The 20669-nt window shown below is 59.9% G+C and carries 13 protein-coding genes; 9 read left to right on the top strand and 4 right to left on the bottom strand.

The features are described from left to right. From HKN06_05095 to HKN06_05070, 6 genes are all read left to right on the top strand, one after another. A partial coding sequence (locus HKN06_05095; protein ID NNF60694.1) for a hypothetical protein occupies nucleotides 1–1516 on the top strand: 1516 nt, incomplete at its 5' end. Next, nucleotides 1516–2364, top strand: coding sequence for a carbon-nitrogen hydrolase family protein (locus HKN06_05090; GenBank protein NNF60693.1), 849 nt, complete (start codon nucleotides 1516–1518; stop codon nucleotides 2362–2364). The genes HKN06_05095 and HKN06_05090, both read left to right, overlap by 1 nt. Before the next feature lies 1 nt (nucleotide 2365). Beyond that, entirely contained in the window at nucleotides 2366–3820 is a 1455-nt protein-coding gene (tldD, locus tag HKN06_05085; protein NNF60692.1) for a metalloprotease TldD, read from the top strand. Between the two features lie 134 nt (nucleotides 3821–3954). Continuing rightward, a complete protein-coding gene (locus HKN06_05080; protein NNF60691.1) occupies nucleotides 3955–4854 on the top strand; it encodes a LysR family transcriptional regulator in 900 nt (299 codons plus the stop codon). A 132-nt stretch (nucleotides 4855–4986) separates the two neighbouring features. After that, nucleotides 4987–5211 carry a hypothetical protein gene (locus HKN06_05075; protein ID NNF60690.1) on the top strand — a complete coding sequence of 75 codons (225 nt, stop codon included), beginning with the start codon at nucleotides 4987–4989 and terminating at the stop codon, nucleotides 5209–5211. Then, on the top strand, nucleotides 5208–5438 hold the full coding sequence (locus HKN06_05070) for a LacI family DNA-binding transcriptional regulator (protein ID NNF60689.1): 231 nt from the start codon (nucleotides 5208–5210) through the stop codon (nucleotides 5436–5438). Before HKN06_05075 ends, HKN06_05070 begins: the two co-directional genes overlap by 4 nt. A 455-nt stretch (nucleotides 5439–5893) precedes the next feature. Here HKN06_05070 and HKN06_05065 read toward each other — a convergent pair whose 3' ends face one another. The 4 genes from HKN06_05065 to HKN06_05050 are packed head-to-tail and all read right to left on the bottom strand — an operon-like array spanning nucleotide 5894 to nucleotide 12710. Continuing rightward, entirely contained in the window at nucleotides 5894–9340 is a 3447-nt protein-coding gene (locus tag HKN06_05065) for a hypothetical protein (GenBank protein ID NNF60688.1), read from the bottom strand. A gap of 32 nt (nucleotides 9341–9372) precedes the next feature. Continuing rightward, nucleotides 9373–10296 (bottom strand): glycosyl hydrolase, encoded by a 924-nt coding sequence (locus tag HKN06_05060; GenBank protein ID NNF60687.1) that lies wholly within the window; start codon nucleotides 10294–10296, stop codon nucleotides 9373–9375. A 22-nt stretch (nucleotides 10297–10318) separates the two neighbouring features. Continuing rightward, nucleotides 10319–11221, bottom strand: coding sequence for a glycosyl hydrolase (locus tag HKN06_05055; GenBank protein NNF60686.1), 903 nt, complete (start codon nucleotides 11219–11221; stop codon nucleotides 10319–10321). A gap of 40 nt (nucleotides 11222–11261) precedes the next feature. Then, the gene (locus HKN06_05050) at nucleotides 11262–12710 is read right to left on the bottom strand and encodes an MFS transporter (protein NNF60685.1); all 1449 of its coding nucleotides are present in this window, start codon (nucleotides 12708–12710) and stop codon (nucleotides 11262–11264) included. A 193-nt stretch (nucleotides 12711–12903) separates the two neighbouring features. Between HKN06_05050 and HKN06_05045 the strand changes: the two genes are divergently transcribed. From HKN06_05045 to HKN06_05035, 3 genes are read left to right on the top strand one after another with little or no spacing between them, the layout of a single operon-like run. After that, nucleotides 12904–16443 (top strand): family 16 glycosylhydrolase, encoded by a 3540-nt coding sequence (locus HKN06_05045; protein ID NNF60684.1) that lies wholly within the window; start codon nucleotides 12904–12906, stop codon nucleotides 16441–16443. 57 nt (nucleotides 16444–16500) lie between these two features. Next, the gene (locus HKN06_05040; protein NNF60683.1) at nucleotides 16501–19722 is read left to right on the top strand and encodes a hypothetical protein; all 3222 of its coding nucleotides are present in this window, start codon (nucleotides 16501–16503) and stop codon (nucleotides 19720–19722) included. Nucleotides 19723–19726: 4 nt separating this feature from the next. Continuing rightward, the gene (locus HKN06_05035) at nucleotides 19727–20593 is read left to right on the top strand and encodes a hypothetical protein (protein ID NNF60682.1); all 867 of its coding nucleotides are present in this window, start codon (nucleotides 19727–19729) and stop codon (nucleotides 20591–20593) included. Nucleotides 20594–20669: the final 76 nt, after the last annotated feature.

Genomic DNA, 20669 nt, shown 5'->3' with positions numbered 1-20669 from the left:
GCAGCTGGCGGATTTCCTGCCCAACATGCTCGCCGGCAGCAGCGCTTACACGGCAATAGTAACCATGCCGGAAAAAGCGGCGACGATGCCGGTTAGCGTGGAAGTACTGTCACAACTCCAGGGGATGGCCGTTACCCTGCCGGCACCGGCCGGCAAGGCTGCCACGACACCGGTGGATTTCAACCTGCGGCTGTTCCTGCCGCGCAGCGGTATCCAGTCTGACCTGTTTTATCCGGGTGTCGGCAATGCGCGGTTCAACTGGGTGCGCGATGCCGGCGACAAGTGGATGCTCGAGCGCGGCGGTATAAACCTTGGTGTCGAGCCGGCCGTACTTCCGCAGGATGGTGGCCTGTCGATAACCGGGGCAGCCGGCACGCTGGAGCTCGACAAGTGGCTGCAGGTCGATTTCGGGCCCGGCGATGACAGCCGCGACCCGTTACTGCGCTCGGTGCGGCTGCGGGCGCAAACCGCCCGGGCCTGGGGTGAGCAGGTGGCAGACGTGACGCTGGCGCTGGATCGTAACGAGCGCGAATGGCTGGTGCAGGTGGACAGTGCGACCGTATCCGGCGGTGTTTTTGTCCCGCTCGATGACGCAGCGCCGATTGTTGCCAACATGGAGCGGCTGTACATCGGCGCTGCCGAAGAAGAACCGTCGGACGGCAGTGACGGTGGTGCAAACCCGGCGGACATGCCGGAGATCGATCTGCGGGCAGACGATTTTCGTCTTGGCGATATGAAGCTGGGCGAGGTGACAGCGAAAATACGCAGCGACGCCGGCGGTGTCGTCATGCAGGATTTTGCCAGCAAGGCGCCATCATTTACGGTCAGCGGGGCGGGGGCATGGCGGCGCGATGCCGACGGCCACCGTACCCGGCTCGACCTGAAGCTTGTCAGTAACAATGTGGCGCCGACATTGGTCGACCTGGGTTTTGATGAATCCATCCAAGCCGAAAGCGCAGAAATAGATTTCGCGCTGAACTGGCCCGGCCCGCCCGGGCCGCAGTTCAAGCAGCAGCTCGACGGCAACGTGAAAGTGCGTATTGGCCCAGGTCAGCTGCAGTCGGTGCAGCCGGGCGCCGGACGCGTATTCGGCCTGCTCAGTGTGACAGCCCTGCCGCGACGCCTGTCGCTGGATTTCCGCGATGTGTTCGACAAGGGTTTTGGTTTTGACTACATCGAGGGTGATTTCACGCTCGACGACGGTGATGCGTTCACTTCCAACCTGGTGCTCGAAGGCCCGGCTGCCCAGGTGGGTATCGCCGGACGCGCCGGACTGGTGACACGCGACTACGACCAGACTGCGGTGGTCTACGGTAACTTTGGCGCCGCACTGCCGGTCGCCGGTGTCATTGCCGGCGGGCCGGTCGTGGGCGGTGCGATGCTGATTTTCTCCGAGATATTCAAGAAGCCGTTGCAGGACATGGCGCGTATCAACTACCGCATAACCGGCTCGTGGGACGAGCCGGAGATCGAACGTGTACTGGCGACTGCCGATGACGGCGCGGGCGCGTCCTGATGACAAACCGGGTTACTGTCGCTGCCGTGCAGATGGTGTCGTCGGATGTCGTCATGGAAAACCTGGCGACGGCAGGTGAATTCATCACGCTGGCGGCACAGGGTGGTGCCGGCCTGGTGGTATTGCCGGAAAACTTTGCTTTCATGGGCGCCAGCGATGCCGACCGGCTAGCGATAGCGGAGCCCGACGCAATGGTGCCGGATGAGGCTGCGCCGCTGCAGGCGTTTCTCGCAGAGCAGGCGCGCGTCAACAGTGTGTACCTGGCAGGCGGCACCATTCCCGTTGCATCAGGCGACGCCGGCAGGGTTTATTCGGCCTGTTTTTTCTACGCGCCAGACGGCAGCCGGCTGGCACGCTACGACAAGGTGCACCTGTTCGATGTCGATGTGCCGGGTGGCAAGGGGCATTATCGCGAGTCCGCTTCGACCGTCCCGGGAACCGACGCCGTGGTTGTGGGCACACCGTTCGGACGTATCGGGTTGGCGACCTGCTATGACCTGCGCTTTCCCGAGTTGCTGCGCATTATGGCTGGCCCGGAGTTCGTCGCTGCAGGGTCGGCCTTCACCACGGCCACCGGCGCTGCCCACTGGGAGACGCTGGTGCGGGCCCGCGCGGTGGAAAACCTGACCTGTGTGGTTGCCGCCAGCCAGGGCGGCCGGCATTCTGCCGGACGTGAAACGTGGGGACACTCCATGATTGTCGATGCATGGGGTAATGTACTGGCGCAGCAGGCCACTGGCGCCGGCATGATCATCGCGCAAATTGACCTGGCGGCGCAGCAGCAGCTGCGAGCTGCTTTTCCGGCCCTGACGCACCGGCGTCCGGGTATTGGTCTGATCGAGGTATGAAATGACACAGGACAAAACCGGCACACTGGCGCTCGCGCGTGAGCGCATCCTCGCGCCAGCCGGCATTGACGAGGCACATATCGCTGCCGCTCTCGGCAATATTCACGGCCATGCCGTCGATGCTGCCGATATGTATTTCCAGGTAAGCCGGCACGAATCGTGGTCGCTGGAAAACAGCATCGTGCGCGACGCGGCCTACAGCATCGAACAGGGTGTCGGCGTGCGTGCCATCAGCGGCGAGAAAACCGGCTTTGCCTATTCCGATGAAATTGTGCTGCCGGCACTGACCAATGCGGCAGAAGCGGCCCGCGCGATCGCCAGGCAGGGATCTTCGGGTGGCGTGCAGGCATGGCGCGCGTCGCGTGGACGTGACCTGTACCAGCCGCTCGACCCGCTGGCTTCGGTCGATGATTCCGAGAAGGTCGCATTGCTCGAACGCGTAGACCGTGAAACCCGCGCGCTCGATCCACGTGTGCGCGAGGTGATGGTGAGCATGGCAGGCGTGCACGACACGATACTGGTGGCCGCCAGCGACGGCACGCTGAGCGGTGATGTGCGCCCGCTGGTACGTTTTAACGTGTCGGTGATTGTGGAAGGCGAGGGTGGCCGGCGTGAGCAGGGTTATGCCGGCGGCGGCGGCCGTTTCGGTTACCAGTATTTTTACGAAGACGATTGCGTGATGGATTACGCGCGCGAAGCGTTACGCCAGGCCCTGCTGAACCTGGAAGCGACCGCGGCGCCGGCCGGCACCATGACGGTGGTGCTCGGTCCGGGCTGGCCCGGCGTGCTGCTGCACGAGGCGATCGGTCACGGCCTTGAGGGTGACTTCAACCGCAAGGGCACCTCGGCTTTCTCGGGGAGAATGGGTGAAAGAGTGGCATCGGAGCTGTGCACCGTGGTTGACGACGGGACAATTGCGGACCGCCGCGGTTCGCTCAACATTGACGATGAAGGCACGCCGAGTCAGTGCACCACGCTGATCGAAAACGGCATATTGCGAACTTACATGCAGGACAAGATGAATGCGCGGCTGATGGGTATGGAGCCGACCGGTAACGGGCGACGCGAATCATTTGCGCATCTGCCAATGCCGCGCATGACAAACACCTACATGCTGGCCGGGCCGCACGACCCCGACGAGATTATCGAATCGGTCGACAAGGGCCTGTACGCGGTTAATTTTGGTGGTGGGCAGGTCGACATTACTTCCGGCAAGTTCGTGTTCAGCGCCAGTGAGGCTTACCTGATAGAAGACGGCGAGATCACCGCGCCGGTTAAAGGGGCAACGCTGATCGGCAGCGGTCCCGACGTATTAACTCGCGTCAGCATGGTGGGCGATGACCTCGAACTGGACCAGGGGGTAGGTGTGTGCGGCAAGGAAGGGCAGAGCGTGCCGGTGGGCGTTGGCCAGCCGACGCTGCGGGTCGACGGGCTGACGGTGGGCGGTACCGCCTGACCCTTGTTTGTGCGGCTATGCCCCACGACGGTGCACGGCTGCAGGACACTCCCCGAACTTTAACAAACAGCCATTGGCCGGCCTGATGCATGCCGCGCTATGGTGCTGGCACGAATCATGCAAATCACCCGGGTATGAGCAAAAGAGCACTTCCATCGCTGCGCGCCCTGCGTACTTTCAGCATCGCTGCGGAGCACGAAAGCTTTCGTGTTGCCGGTGAAGAGCTGTTCATTACCGCTTCGGCGGTGAGTCACCAGGTCAAGAGCCTGGAGGAGGAGCTCGGCGAGCAGTTGTTCGAGCGTACCAGCCGTTCGCTGCGGCTGACCGAAACGGGCCGGTCGCTGTATGCCGAGATTGCGCCGCTGATGCGGCAGATTGACGAGGTGGTTGCGCGCTACAAGAAGGGCGGCGTCGCGCTGCGCAGCAGTGTGCGTATATCGGTGCAGCCCTTTTTCGCCAACGAGTATTTTGTGCCGCGCCTGCAGGAGTTCAACGCCGCTCACCCGGACATCGATATCCAGGTGGGTGCCAGTGATGAGTCATCGGAAAAACATCCGGCCGACGCAGACCTGTCGATACGGCTGTTCCGATCAGCACCGCAGGGGCTGGTGTCCGACCTGTTGTTCCCGCTGCGGCTGGTGCCGGCCGGTTCGCCGGAGTTGGCACGCGGTGTCAAAGTTCGTAACAAGACTATTGTCAGTGAGTTTCCCATCATCATTCATGACACCCGGCCACAGGCATGGAAGCGCTGGTCAGCCGCGAGCGGAATCAGCCTGCCCGAGGATGCCAGGGTTACCCGGCTGGATACGATGACCGCCGCGGCGCGAGCCGCCGAGCGTGGTGTCGGCGCAGCGATGATGCCGGTGGGACTGGGGGACAAGTGGTTCGAATCAGGCGGCCTGGTGCGGCTGTTTGATTACGAATTGCAAACTGACGTCAGCTACTACCTGGTGTGCCCCGGTGATCGTGCCGCCGACCCGGCGGTGAGCACGCTGCGCTCGTGGATCCTGCAGACTTTTGCTCAAAAAGGCTGAATTTTTCTCAGCCCGGGGCTGATATTTTTCCGTTTGTTGCGTTGCGGCGAAGACCCTATTCTGATGCCGTCGGTAGGCCCCGTGGCTGCCGACAGATTCGTCAGGAAAAGACGCACATTGGAGAGTATTGCTATGAGGAAGACGATCAAGGCTGCATTGAAAGCCTACCTGGCCGCCATCGGCCAATATCCGGTCGCCTACCCGCTCGCCGGCGCGCTGCCGCCGGCATTTTTCACCGTTCGAGGGGTTGCCGGGTCAAATCCGGGTCATCGAGCCTGGAACGAGCCGGCGCATCTGCCGGCGAGAAAGGACCACGAGGACGATTTCCACCTGGCCGGATGGCCGGAGCTGGTATGAGCGTCAGCGAAGCAAGCACCACGCGTGGCAGCCTTGCCGGCTCGACAGCGGCGACTATTGTTGATGTTGCGCGGCTGGCAGGTGTGTCGATCAAGACCGTGTCCCGGGTAAGCAATGGCGAAGACAACGTGCGCGAGCAGACCCGCGAGCGCGTGCAGAAGGCTATCGACGAACTGGGTTACCGGCCGAATCCGTACGCGCGCTACCTCGGTTCGCTGCGCCGCTGATCCCGGCCTGCAGGAGCGGCTTGTGGGAGCGGCTTGTGGGAGCGGCTTGTGGGAGCGGCTTCAGCCGCGACTACCAGCGACCAACTCCCCTGTGTGGGAACGGCTATGTGGGAACGGCTTTGTGGGAGCGGCTTTGTGGGAGCGGCATCCTGCCGCGAACAGGCTCGTACGACATCCGTTCGCGCTATCACGCGGGAATTGTCCGCGGCTGAAGCCGCGACTACCAGCGACCAACTCCCCTGTGTGGGAACGGCTTTGTGGGAACGGCTTTGTGGGAGCGGCTTTGTGGGAACGGCTTTGTGGGAGCGGCTTTGTGGGAGCGGCTTCAGCCGCGACTACCTGCGATCAATTCCCCTGTGGGAACGGCTTTGTGGGAGCGGCATCCTGCCGCGAACAGGCTCGTACGACATCCGTTCGCGCTATCACGCGGGAATTGTTCGCGGCTGAAGTCGTTCCTACAGGAGTAGCTGGCTGCGGGTCAGCGTCAGGTTGATCTGACGGATGCGGCCGGTGCGGCGAAATACTTCCTGCGCAATCGGGGCCGGCAGGGCCAGTTCGTCGAGCTTGTCGGATTTGCCGTCATCGCGGATAAGCGTGATGGACGGCGTGGCGTTGTCGTCCAGCGTGTACACAACCGGAACCTGGCACCAGCTGAAGGCCAGTCCGTGCGCGTGCACGGTCAGCTCCTGCCAGGTGCCGTCGACATCAAGAAAGCGATAGGGCTGCGGGCTGTCGAGGAACTCGCGGCTGCGCAGCAGTGCCGGATCGAACTCGACGGCGCCGTCGCGCACGCGCACGCCCAGCTCACCGAATCGCGTCAATATTTCTTCTTTAACCTGGCCGGTCATGCCCGGCTGCTGGGCGCCGGCGTGTTTTGGTGTGTGCGAGTACGGGTCGGTCGGGAACGCGCCGTATTCGGCCGGGGTCTTGTTAAAGCCGATGCCGGCACGAATGCGGTAGTAAAGATCAGCCAGCTGGCGGCAGGCCGCGTCATCGTCGTCCTGTTCCCGTGCGGTGAAATAAACTTCCTGTGCTGCAACCAGCAGCTTGGAAACCATGTGCCAGTAGATGCTGCCGAGGCCCTCAAAGCCGAACATGCCGCCGGAGCGCCCGGTGAAGGACTGGTGGTCGAATACCTGTTCGTACAGTTCCTGCAGCGGCGCTCGCGCAGTTGCGACTGCATTGCCATAGTCAGCCGTGAGTTCGTCGAGCGCGGCATCGAGGTCAGCAACGTTTTGGAAATCGGCGTTGAAGCGATAAGTGCCGGCGGCATCGCGCTCGATAATGCGCCGGTCATCGCGATCGAGCATCTGCTGCAGCAGTGGCACTGATTCGACTGCCGCAGCCGGCACGCTGTTTTTTTCCAGGAAGTCGGGCAGGTCGCGGTCGGGATACAGCAGGAATGACTGCTGGTCTGCGCGGAACAGTTCGCTGGCAAACAGGGCCTCCAGTGCATCGACGGCCTGCTGCGGGCTGACGGCGCCGGAACTGAGTGCCGCGACCTGGCCCTCGAGCATCGGGTAAAGCGTATCGACCGTTGCCGCCGAGGGCTGCAGCCCCAGCAGGTTGTAGGCGTGGTACATGCCGTCTTCACGGCGATTGGTAACGATGCTGTGATCGATGGCGGCCAGCGCGTCGTCGAGCAGCGCGTTGAGCGATGAAGTCTCCTGCGATTCGGTGCCCCTGAAAGTACCCTGCTCGTAAACCGCAAGGCGATAGCGGCTGGCGGCCTCGCCAAGTTGTGTCAGCAAACGGTGACGCTGTGTCGCATCGACGGGTCCATCACCGAGGTCGCTGCGGGCGTCTGCCAGCGCCGCGGCAGTTGCCGCGAGCCATTCCCGCACTTCTGTCGACAGCTCGAAAGTGTCCGGCTGGCCGGCGAGCAGCTGTTGCATGAATGTGACATAGCGACGCAGGTAGTAAAGCGTCACCATCGACAATCCCTGGCCAACCAGCGCGTTGTTGGCGTCGTTCCATTCCGGGCGCTGCGTGTTGAGCCAGATACCGCCATCGACAACCAGGTTGCCCAGCTTGGCCAGCAGGGCAACGACCAGCTTTTCCAGCAGGTTGACCTGGTAGACCGAGCCGTTGTCGTCAAGTACCAGCTTGCCGTCGCTGCCGAGCTCGGCCACGCGTTGCTCGATGCGGTCGGCCAGCTCGTCGTCGTACAACACAGTGCTCTTGGCATTTGCCAGCACGTCGGCGAACGGCTTTATGCGGTACGGCACATTGGCGTAGCTGAACAGCGGACGGTGCAGAAGTTCCCCGAGCTGTTGTGGATGAAACTGCTGCGACAGCTCAAGCAGTTTCTGCAGGTAGATGATCTGGTGATCACCCCAGTAACCGATGTAGCTCCACGGGTCGTCCGGCTCCTCAACTTCCCAGTCGATGCCTTCGTTGGTGATGCGGTACGGGTTGTAGCCGTCGACGGTCGAGGCATTGACGAACTTGCTGATCACGTTTTCGGTGAATTCCGGGTAACTGAGCAGCAACGCCTCCCAGTTCTGGAAGATGTCGCGCCAGTTGCCTTCATAGGTCAGCAGCGGGTTGTCATGGTCGTCTTTCAACCGGATCGAGAACTGGTTCCACGGCCGGCTTGGGTCGCCGTGGCGGCGGCCGAAAGTGATTGGCAGGTATTCGTGGGCCAGGCGTTCCAGCTGCGGGTCGTTTTGCTGCTTTACCCGGGTCATCAGCTCGCTGTAGTCGATCTGTTCCGGCAGGGCATCGAGCATGTCGCGGTGCTGTGCGCACACTGCCTTGTTGAACATTTGCAGATGACTGCGGAAGTCACGGCGTGAAATTCGGTACTGGTCGTTGACGATGCCGCCGCGCAGCACATTGAACAGCACGTTGGCGTAATGATGCTCGGAAACGTTTTCTTCAGCAGTGCTCTGGAATCCGTCAGCTGCAGCCATGATGCGCGCCAGACCCACGGAGCCGGCCGCTACCGAGGCGTCAATTGCTGCACCGAGTCTGTTGCGGTCGCGCAGCTGCTGGATCAGGTCGACGGCATCGGCCTGGCTTTTTTCACCGTTGAGCACGGTCTGCCACCGCTGGCTGGCCTGTGCGGGCAGGTCAAATGATGCATTGACGAGAAATGCACAGCGAATGCCACGCTTGCGGGTCTCCTGCTGCAGCGCTGCGCCGCGGTGAAAGTCCTCCAGCTGTTGTGACGAGAGCAGGATGCGGCAATCATCGAGACCAAGGCAGAAGGCGGTCGTGGCACGCAGCGATTCGCACGGCTCGGCACGATCGGAAATGCCGGAGAACAGCGTGAACAGCGCCAGGCCGGAGGACTCATCCAGCTCGCTCCATTTGTAGGCATCGACCAGGTAGCTGGAGTTGGTCTGGGTAAAACGAGGCGTGCCGGCCGGCAGCAGGTTTTGCAGCCCGTCGACCAGTTCGACCCGGCAATCCGCAGCGCCGCCGTTTTCCAGCTCGCTGGTGCGGACAAAGCCGTAGGTCTCGCTGCTGGCCCAGCTGTAACGGAACCGGAGTTCGAGGTCGTGGTTGATCTCCTCGAACAGCAGTTTGTCGCCAAGCGCGCTCTTGTAAAGGTTGCGAGTCGTACGGTAACGGTCGTCATGCTCGCGGTTGAACGGCTCCCAGTCGTGCTGTTGACCGTTGCGTACGATACGCAGCAACGTCGTGCTGCCGGTGTTTGGCACGCTGTCGTACAGCTTGTCCACGGTGACATAGGGGAACAGGGCATTGTCCGGCGACATCCGGCCGGCGGTCAGGCCGCCGTTGGAAGCAATAAACATCCACAGGTCGTTATCCGACACGAGGTTGATGAAGAACGGCGCCATCGCATCGACGTTGTGGATTGCGTAGTAGCGTTCGCCATCAAGCGTGACGAAATCGCCCGTAACTCCATTGTTGTGGTGCATAGACTTGTTCATGTTGCTCGGATTATGCGTGCAGCGGCCCGGTGCTACCTGGTTGACTGGCCGGAATAGACCTCACGCATCACCAGTTTGGGCTGTCTGTCCACGGTGAACAACCCCCAGTGTTTCTCCGGCTCGAGCGGGTCGGGCGACCCTTTCCATGGCTCGTCGAATGCTTCGAAGACAAACGTGAGGATATGTTCCTGTTTGGTCCACTCGAGCAGCTTGCGATGATAGAAGGCCTGCAGCTCCTGTGACGCATTCCATGGCTCGATACCGCGACCATTGGAGGCCGTTGTCCAGCCGGCCTCGGTAATAACGACCGGCTTGTCCATGTAGTGGTGGGCGACGCTGTTGTAGTTTTGCCGGGTGTAGTCCAGCGCATCTTCGATTGTCTGGTATTCCCACACCGGATAGGTGTGCAGCGATATGAAATCGAGCTCAGCGGCCAGCGGTTCCAGCTTGCCGGTCCAGGGCACGTAGTTTTCGCAAAACGTCACCGGCTGCCTGATCGCACGCTTGACACGACGCACGTAGTCGATGAGGTGCTCTACCGGCACCAGGTGATCGGTCCACTCGACGCTAGCCTCGTTGCCGACGGAAACTGAAAACACGATATCGGGATATGCATCGGCCAGGCGTATCAGCCGGTCGATCTCCTGGCTGTTGGCCTGCTGGTTTGCGTGCAGGTCTGCCGAACTGTAATGCGCGCCCCAGGGGCAACCGGGATTGCTCGCTTCGGCTGCCATGTTGGCGCCAAGCATTACTCTGAAGTCGAGCTGCTCAGCGCGGATTACTTCGAGCACCGTCTCGGCGTGCTGGCTGCAGTCATACAGCCGCAGGAATTGCCAGTTTGGCTTCAGCAGGTTCAGGTCTTCGCTTACCTGGGCATAGGTTGGAAAACGGTTATCGACAGGCGACTGGCCCTCGCGATAACCCGAGTAACAGATCGCATTGGCGGTGGTCTGCATGTTGTCATTCAGCGCGGTGCTGTCAGCCATACTTGAGGTTCCCGTCTTTGTCCCACAGGCCCCAGTAGGCGCCCACGTCGCCTTCGTCCTCTACCTTCCAGTCTTCGTCGAAGGAAGAAAAGTAGAAGACTTCAATGCCTTCTTCATCAGCCCAGCGGTAGGTGTTGAGGAAGTAGCGGATTGCAGTTTCACGTCCGGGCACGGCCGCGCCGGTTGGCGAGCCTACGTCCGGCCAGCCTGTTTCGCTGATGATGACGGTTTTGCCATTGGCGGCCTGTACCGCGCGCTGGTACATGTCTTTCATGTACAGCAGAGAATACTCCGCGGCGCAGCCTTCCCAGAACGGATAACAGTTGGCGAGGATGACATCGCAGGCCGCCGTAACCCGCGGGTGATCGACAAACTTGAAATAGGCGTCAACGTAGCCCACCGGCACGCCGGCCGCGGCATGCTTTACTCGCTGCAGGTAGTCAATCAACTCATCTTCTGTCAGGTCTTCACGCAGCAACACCTCGTTGCCGACGCCGACAATATCGGCATGACCCGCCCTGGCAATTTCGATGGCGTTGGTGATTTCTTCTTCGTTCTTGTCGCGATCGGCGTCGAGCCAGACACCAACCAGCGTTTTCAGGCCGTTTTCACCGGCGATACGCGGTATGGCCTCGTGGCCGTCGGTGCAGGAAAACGTGCGGATCCAGCGTGTGTACGGCTGGATAATACTCAGCCGGTCGCGAATCTGCTGTTCACTGATGTGTGTTCCAGGACCCTGGCCCGTAATGTATGGGCTGAAAGAAAGCCCGTGTATGCGGCTTTCGAGCACCTGGCGGAACAGAAGGCTGAGGTCGCTGTCCACGGCATCCCAGTCGATGCCGGTCAGTGCGAGCTTGCGCCCCCCGTAAATGGTTTCTCCATGTTTACGTGACATTGTTGTTTACCAGTTTCACCTTTAGATATGTCCGGCCGGGTTAATCGGCAGCCGGGTCGCCAACCGTGCCACGACGTCGTTCCAGTTCCTGTCGAACTTCGTAAGCGCGCTCCTCGGTGATCGGGAAGCTGACGATTGCCCAGATCGCGATCAGCGAGGTGACGACTGGAACGAAGGCATCGAATGCCCGCATCATCGTAATCGTTTCTGCGGTCTGGGTGGCCTGTTCGACATCAAAGCCGGTCCAGTTGAGCATAAAACCGCTCAGCAGCAGCGCCACCGCCAGTCCGAGTTTGACTACCCACCAGAATATTGAGCCATACATGCCCTCGCGGCGCTGATGGGTATTGAGTTCGTCCATATCCACGACGTCGGCGATCATCGACGGCATTATCGTGAAAAGGGAGCCAAGACCAAACGCCTGCAGCGGGGCGGGGACCAATATAGTCCACGGCGTGGCCGGATCATAAAGAAACCATTTCGATGCATAACCAATCATCGATATGCCTATCGCGGCAATAAGGGCGCGGCGCTTGCCGATTTTTGTTGCAACCCAGGTAATCAGCGGAATGATCAGCAGCGTCGACACGGCGCCGATGAGGCCGGCGTGACCGGTCCACTTCGAACCCGGGTCGATGTCGCCGTCAAAGACAAAATAGGTGATCACGTAAATCTGATACGAGGCAATCAGCTGGAAACCGTTAAAGATCAGGAATGTCGCCAGGCAGAGTTTCAGAAAGGGTTTGAATTTTATCGTTGTAGCAAACCCGTGCAGGAAGTCGAGCATCGCGCCGACGATGCCGTCTTTGGCCTGTCTGGCTGCCTCGCTTATCGCGACATCCTTGAACCGCTCGCGTAGCAGGATTGCCGGCAGGATGCCGAGCGCAATGACGATAATGCCCATGATGATCGCCAGCGAGGCCGCGCCGGTACGCATGTCGTCGAACCAGTTCTGGGTGAAATAGACGTAGTAACCCGCGATCATCCAGACCGGCTGGCCAATCCAGTTCTGTACGCCCATGAGCCGGGTGCGTTCGTGGTAGTCGGGGGTCAGTTCGTAGCCGAGCGCAACCCACGGTGTTGCGAACATCGTGTAGGCAAGAAAGAAAATCAGGGAGACGATCAGGAAGTACCAGAATAAATACGCCTCGGTCTTTCCGTCCGGCAGCTGCCACAGCAGCATCAATAACAGGCCGGCCGCGATAGCGCCGACAAAAATATACGGGCGGCGTCGGCCCCAGCGCGAGCGCGTATTGTCGGAGATGTAGCCCATCAGCGGGTCGGTGATCGCGTCGGTCAGCCGCGGCAGCGAAGCGACCAGCCCGGCCAGGGCCGGGTTCATGCCGAAGCCGAGATTGAGCACCGGGACAATAAGGTTGCCTGACGAGGCAAGCAGGTTGTTGACCAGGGCGCCGACGCCGTAGGCGACCTTCTGCAGGAACGGGATCCGATCCTGCGGCGCCGTTTCGTAGTGGGTCGTTTTACTCATTTGACTGGTCCCCATCCCGGCCGCTTATTTCCCCAACCCCCGCGGGGAAATCGACGGATGATCGTCCTTCAAATTGACAGCGCTGTCAATTCTTGTTAAACAAGTCCGGGTTGGGGGTCTGTTGGTCCGTGGACTGGCACTTGCAGTAGTCTGGACGGCCCGGAACCGAAAAAACAAAGCCAGAGATTCAGCTATGCACTCAGAGCCTTACGGGCGCATCACGCGCCTCGCCGTCGCTATTTCCACACTGCTGCTCCTTGCGGGTTGTTTCAGCGAGGGTGAGGGCAAGCAGCAAATACGTGCCACACCGCTGCAGCTTGAGCTGGACAGCAACGATGACGAGTTCATCCTGGTGTTTGAAGACAACTTCGACGTCGATGGCGAGGTCGACGCCAGCAAGTGGAACATCGAAACCGGCTACGGCGAAAACAACAGCGGCTGGGGCAACGACGAATGGCAGCTGTATACCAACGCTACCGATAACGTCCGGGTGGAAGGCGGCAACCTGGTACTGGAAGCGCGCTGTGACACACCGCCATGTGGTAAGCGAAATGACACCATTACTTCCGGGCGTATCAATACCCTGGATAATTTCGAATTTCGCTACGGCCGCATCGAGGCGCGTATCAAACCGCCAGTGGGCAAGGGCGCGTGGCCGGCATTCTGGAGTCTGGGTGCCAACTTCCCCGAGATAGGCTGGCCGAATTCCGGTGAGATCGACTTCATGGAGATCCACAACGGGTTGCCGAGTGCGACATCGACGGAGCGCCATACGCATTTCACCATGCACTGGTGCGACCAGCGCATCCAGGCACCGGAACCGTGCACCTTCCCCAACGGCAGGATCTTTGACTCGCAGAACCGCGATACCGGTTCGTCGCTGGGTGACGATTTCCATATCTTCGAGGCGGAATGGACCGAAGACCGCATTATCGGCAAGATCGATGGCGCGACGTATTTCAGCCGGGCGATCGACCCGAGCAACATGGAAGAATTCCGCCGGGAGTTTTTCCTGATACTTAATGTGGCGATGGGCGGCACGCTGGGAAGTAACGGCGCGTCACCTGACGGCACGGAAACATTCCCGCAGACCATGCTGGTCGACTACGTGCGCGTTTACCAGCTTGAGAGCGACATCATCGCTGCCGACGAACCCAAGGTGATCGATTTCGAGCCGGACGGCGCACCCTACAATTTCACCGACTTCGAAGGCGGGGTTGGTTTTGTCACTCCGAACCCGGAGATGGACGGCAACACCAGTGCCAACGTGGCGAAGCTGCTGAAGTTCGCAGGTGGCCAAACTTTTGCCGGTACAACGCTGGCGCTGAATGACCCCTGGAATACCGCCGATGGCACAACGTTTACGGCGAAAGTGTGGGGCAACCGGCCGGATCTATCCGGCGTGAATCTGACATTCAAGCTCGAACCGCTTAACCAGGAGGTCGTTGTTACCCACGGCAATACCGGTTGGGAAGAACTGACTTTCGAGGTGCCGGCGGCCAGCGGCGAGATTACCGGTATCACGTTTATCCTCGACAACGGCGTGCCGGGTGCTACGCCGACCAATCCGCCGTCGGAGGATCCCAACTGGACATTCCTGATCGATGATATTGCCCAGGTTACGCCGGATGATGGCGGCGGTGGCGGTCCGGGCGGTGGCGCCTGCGGCGCGGTCCGGGCGTCTACATGTGTCGCCGATTTCGAGCCGGGTGGCGCGCCCTATACCTTCGTCGACTTCGAAGGTGGCGTCGGATTTGTAACCGAGAACCCGGAGCCGGACGGCAACACCAGTGCCAACGTGGCGAAGCTGTTGAAGTTCGCTGGGGGTGCAAATTTTGCCGGTACAACTCTGCAGCTGAATTCCCCGCTGGATACGGCTAACGGCACTACATTTACCGCGAAGGTCTGGGGCAACCGGCCGGATTTATCCGGCGTGAATCTGACGTTCAAGCTCGAACCGCTTGGCCGGGAAGTTGTCGTAACGCACGGCAACACCGGTTGGGAAGACCTGACTTTCGAGCTACCGGCGGCCAGCGGTACGATTACCGGGATCACGTTTATTCTCGACAATGGCGTGCCGGGCGCTATGCCTACAGACCCGCCATCAGAGGATCCCAACTGGACGATCCTGATTGACGACATCGCCCAGGTATCGCCCGATGATGGTGGTGACGGTGGCGATCCGTCGGGCAATACGGTCGATTTCGAGCCTTCCGGCGGCCCATACGCGTTTACCGATTTTGAAGGCGGCGTCGGTTTTGTCACCGAGAATCCGGAGACGGACGGCAACAGCAGTGCCAACGTGGCGAAGCTTTTGAAATTTGCCGGTGGCGCAAACTTTGCCGGTACAACGCTGCAGCTGCCCACACCCTGGGATACCGCCAACGGCACCACGTTTACCGCAAAAGTCTGGGGCGAACGGCCGGATTTATCCGGCGTGGCACTGACGTTCAAGCTCGAACCGCTTAACCAGGAGGTCGTCATAACCCACGGCAATACGGGCTGGGAAGAGCTGACGTTCGAGCTGCCGGCGGCCAGCGGCACGATTACCGGCATCACGCTTATTCTGGATAACGGCGTGCCAGGCGCTACGCCTACCGATCCGCCGTCAGAGGATCCCAACTGGACGATCCTGATCGACGATATCACCCAGGTTTCTCCGGGTGCGGGCGAGGGTGTCATTTCCGACTTCGAAGGCAGTGGCGACATGTTCAACGACTTCCAAGGCGGAGTCGGGTCCGTGGTGGCAAACCCGGACATGGGCGGCATTAACACCAGCGCCTTGGTTGGCCGCATGCAGAAATTCAGCGGCGCTACTTTTGCGGGAACCACCTTGAAGGCGACAGTCGATGCCGCTGTCGGTACTTCGTTTACGATGAAAGTATGGTCGCAGCGGGCCGTGAATGTGTTGTTCAAGCTCGAGGACGGCGGTGCCGGCGTCCAGGTCGAGGTTGCCCATGGCGGCAGCGGCTGGGAGTTACTGACGTTTGACCTGCCGGCAGCCAGCGGCAGCTACTCGGGTATTACGTTTATCTTTGACGACGGCATCGCCGGTAATGCCGACGGTGATCCGGATAACTGGACATTCTATTTTGATGACATCACGCAGGTTGCGCCCGATGGCGGCGGCGGGGATCCCGGCCCGGACAGCGGCCTGGTTTCCGACTTCGAGGCCGACCCGAACTCCTATGACTTCGGTGCGACCAACGGCTTTGGTGGTGGCCAGGCATTCGTGATTGACAACCCGGTGATGGAGGGCATCAACACCAGCGCCCAGGTTGTCCGTATGCAGAAATTTTCCGGCCAGGTCTTTGGTGGCGCAACACTGACGCTGGATACGCCGCTGAATGTAGCTGCCGGCAGCACTTTTACCATCAAGGTCTGGTCACAGCGCGAAGTTCGCCTGTTGTTCAAGCTGGAAAGTGCCATGGACGACGATGTCGAATTGACACACAGCGGGTCTGGTTGGGAGGAAATGAGCTTTGAATTCCCGACATTCTCCGGCAGTGTCGATGGCATCTCGTTCTTTTTCGACATCGGCGTGAACGGCGAGGCAGCGACCAACCCGGATAACTGGACATTCTATTTTGACGACATCACGCTGATCGCGCCGGCTGCCAGTCGCAGCATGATCGAGCTGGTTCGGCTAGATGGCGGGGACAGCGGGCGGGCGGTGCTCATCATGGCCGCCCGGCAACAGCCTGAGTTCATCAAAAACAGTTTTGTATTTTAGTGACGTCATGTGATCGCGCACTAGAGCGATTCGGTCACCTGTTGCAGTGGGGATGCAATGCATAAGTCGGTAATAAATTCAGGCGCTGGTAAGCAGCGGCAGTTCACGCGCTGGGGCCAGCTGTTGCTGGTGCTGTCATTGGCACTGGGCGCGCCCTTGCTGAGTCACGCCAGCGATGTAGTCACCACTCACAAGGATGAGAACGGCTGGCGGCTGAAGGTCAATGGCGAGGACTTTTTCGTCAAGGGAATGGTCTGGGGTTATACGCCGCGCAATGAGAACTACACCTACAACCTGTGGGGTGAGTCGGACGAATTCATCCGGAAGGTGCTGGATTATGATTTCGGCCTGATGAAAGCGGCGGGCGTTAATGCTATTCGCAGTTTCGCCACCATCCCGCCCAAATGGGTGACCTACGTCTACCGTGAGCACGGCATCATGACGGTCATCAACCCGTTGATGGGCCGCTATGGTTACACCATCGCCGGCAAATGGGTCCCCTTTACCAATTACTCCGACCCGCTGACCCGTGAAATCCTGCTGCGCGATACGGTGGCAATTTTTGAAACCTACGCGGATGTGCCGGGCGTACTGATGTTTGCACTGGGCAACGAGAGCAACTACGGGTTGTCCTGGGCGAGCTTCGAAATCGAAAACCTGCCGGAAGGTGAGCGCTTTACGGCCAAGGCACGCTACCTTTACAGCCTCTACAACGAAATAATTGTTGCCGGCAAGAAAGTCGCGCCGAACAAGCCGTTTTCTATCGTTAACGGCGACATCCAGTACATCGACCTGATTGCCGAACTGTGCCCCGACCTCGACGTGTTGGGCAGCAACGTCTACCGCGGCCGCAGCTTCACCAGCCTGTGGCAGGAAGTCGACGAAAAACTCGATTTGCCGGTGGTTTTTTACGAATTCGGTGCCGATGCTTTTAACGCCAGCGAATTCCGCGAAGACCAGGTCAACCAGGCGCACTTCCTGCGCGACCAGTGGCGTGAGATGTACAACAAGGCCTGGGGTAACGGCGAGGAAGGCAACGCGATTGGCGCGTTTATTTTCGAATGGCGCGATGAATGGTGGAAGTACCTGCAGGTCGAAGAGCTCGATATTCATAACACCAATGCATCGTGGTCGAACCAGGCGTACCTGTATGACTGGGCCGAAGGCCAGAACAACATGAACGAGGAGTGGTGGGGCATTACGGCCCTGGGTACACCGAATGCCGATGGGGTCTATACCGCACGGCCGCGTATGGCCTACGACGTGATGTCACAGGTGTGGAGTATCGATCCTTATGCCTGGAAAAAGTCGGCATTCAACCAGGAGATCGACAGCATCGATATGAATGTCGCACAGCTGCAGGGCGAGGTCCGGCAGCTGAAAGAGGAAGTCGGCGAGAAAAAGAAGATCCTGCATTTCACCGGCGGCACGCTGCGCGCCGAATACCTGGTCAAGGGCACCGAACAGGATCTGGACGAACGCGGCGAAAATGGCGTCATATTTTCCGATGGTGAAATGGCGTTTCTCGACTTTGCTTTCGAACCTAGCGCAAAGATTGAGGGCCAGTTCACGCTGAACCTGCTTGGCAACGTGGCCAACAAGGAACCACTGGAAATTGCTTACGGCCGGCGCGGGCTGCCGGTGGTCGTCCAGACCGAACCGGCAGCAGATGCCGAGTTCCAGTTTGACACGACCGATCAGCTGGATGACCGTGAGCGCATTGAGTTCTATGACTTCAGCGCCACCTACAAGGCTGACCTGTTCGACCTTGAGTTGTTCAGCCACGTGCCGCGTTACCACTGGGGCTACAAGGGCGACTTCTTTGGCCTGATGTGGGAAGCCACGGACCTCGGTGGCATGGATATCTGGAACGCCAAAGCGCCACAGGGCATCGAAATCGCCGGCAAGAAAGGCTGGATGAAGGGCCTGAACGTGGTGTTTGGCCCGGAAGTCTACTGGGGCGCCAACCCGAAGGTGATGCTCAAGTACACCAACAGGTTCGGCCGCTTCGACTACACCTTTATGCACTCGGAGGATATCGCCCGGCGCGATGAGGCTACCGGCGCGACCGGTGCAACCGCACGGCAGTCACGTGCAACGACGCTGTCAGCGGAGACGCAGCTGACCAGCAAGATCAAGCTGGAATTCGGCGGCATCATGGCCGCGACGGAAAAAGTAAACGACAGCTACACCAGGCTGGTAAGCGGGGACATCGTTCGCGATGAAATCGACCTGGAGGACACGCTCGGCTTCAGGGCCAAGCTGTCGTTTCCTGTTGGAAATGCGGCGGGCTACCTGACTGCCAATCATGCGGGCCTGGTGGCCGATGCCGGACTGCGGCTGCGTGAGCACGGCACGCGGCTGCCGTATTCAGGTCTTGGTGCCCAGCGGGAATACTCCGCAGGCCTGTTGTGGCCCATCGGTAACCTGTGGATCTATCCGCGCGTGCTGTACCGCGACGCGCTGGTCGACCCGAATCCTGGCCTGGAGTCGTCGATCGATTCCTCCGCCGGCGTCATCATTCCCGGTCTTTCGCCGCGTAACCGCGAAGACGACCCGTTCGCCATCCTGGGCAATCGCGACACGCGTGCCGCGGAGTTGTTCATTACTTACGACCCGACCGGTGCGACGCCCTTTTACCAGTGGGACAACGACTTCCGCGAGGATGCGAAGTTTGCCTTCAATCTGGGCCTGAACTACACCGAGTATCCAACCGCAACGGACTCCTACCAGTTTTTCTTCGAACCGACGGGTGCCAACGCCGCGTTTGGTGTCGGGCTGCCAAAAGAGGACGTCTACGAGGCGTCGAGCCGGATGGTGTACAACGCCGGCACCAACGCCAAGTACATTCTCAACCTGCACGCCGGCTTCCAGCAGTCGACTGGCACGCCGTTCGCCGGCGACAACACCATGCCGGACAATCCGCAGGACGGTACGCGGCGTTTCTATATCGCACGTGGCAAGGCAATCCTGGGTAAGAAGCACATTTTTGAAGGCTATTTCAAAAAGAACGCGTGGGGCCCGTACGATTTCCATCGCCAGTTCAACATTACCTATCCTGAGCAGTACAAACTGGACTACTCGATACTGCTGGACTCGAAACGTAACGAGGGTACTTCGACCAAGGTCGGCGTGAAGACGCTGTTCCGCACCTTCGATGAGAATTCACCGCAGGGTCTCGACGAGGGCCGTGATGGTACCAACGCTCACACCTGGCAGACACTTTTCTACTTCCTGTACAACTTCGGCGGAACACCGCCGCCGATGGCGAGAGACTAGAATCATGCGCAATTCAAATGACAAGACGGTGAAAACAACTATGTTCAGGTCAGTTGCTGCGATGCTGCTGGGCTCGGCGATGCTGATGACAGGTGGCTGCCAGGGACCGGACAGCGACGAAGGAACGGTAATCAGTGAGATTCCACTGTCCAATGATGCTCTGGACGTGGCGCTCAATCTGAACTGCGCCGACGTCGGCATTTTCCCTGAAACCTGTGTGCTGGACGACCCGGAAAATCCGTTTCTGGAGGTTGCAATCGTCGAGTTCGATGAGAACAACGAAGAGGCGTTCAACAAGTTCGAGCTTGCCGGAAACATCCCGGACGGGCCTGCCGGCGCCAAAACGCGGTTTTACTTCTGGGCCACGGCGCTGGCGCGCAGGCCCATAGGCGAGAACCAGTATTACACCGCAGTCGCCCTGCACGAGGTGTACAGCGCACAAACGGATATCTTCGGGGCCGGCGACCCGATCGTCCAGGCGCAGGCGATCAAGGCTTACCGCTCAATGCTGGATAACTTCTTCAGCTCGGTGGTGTTTTTTACCTGTTGGTACAATAACGGTGTGTTCAGAAGCTGCGCCGGGGACTACAGGCCCGGACCGACTGAAGAGCCGGCTGTTTTTGCCGTACCACTCAACGAGCGCACGGCGTGCAACCTGTACTTCCAGGATTCTGAGGACACCCAGGGTTTTGCCCGGCTGCGAGGTCTGGGCGAGGAACTGGGTTGCGAGAACGCACCCGGTCCTGCGGCCGTCGACGGGTGTTACCAGCTTGCCGCGCTGAACGCGATGGCCTCGTGGGGTTACGCCTACCAGGTACCGGCCGGTGCTGCCGATTGCGCCGAAGGGATCGTGACGGTCAACGACGGCTAACAGGGGTCAGACCGAGATTCTTTGTCACAATAGCCACTAATCTTTATCGTCGGTAGTACAGGCCGTCCAGGGCGAT

The organism is Gammaproteobacteria bacterium (assembly GCA_013003425.1).
In the GTDB taxonomy this organism is placed as follows: Bacteria; Pseudomonadota; Gammaproteobacteria; order Steroidobacterales; family JABDKV01; genus JABDJB01.
The sequence above is the reverse complement of the archived record's forward strand: the minus strand, read 5'-3'. Positions and strand labels throughout refer to the sequence as shown.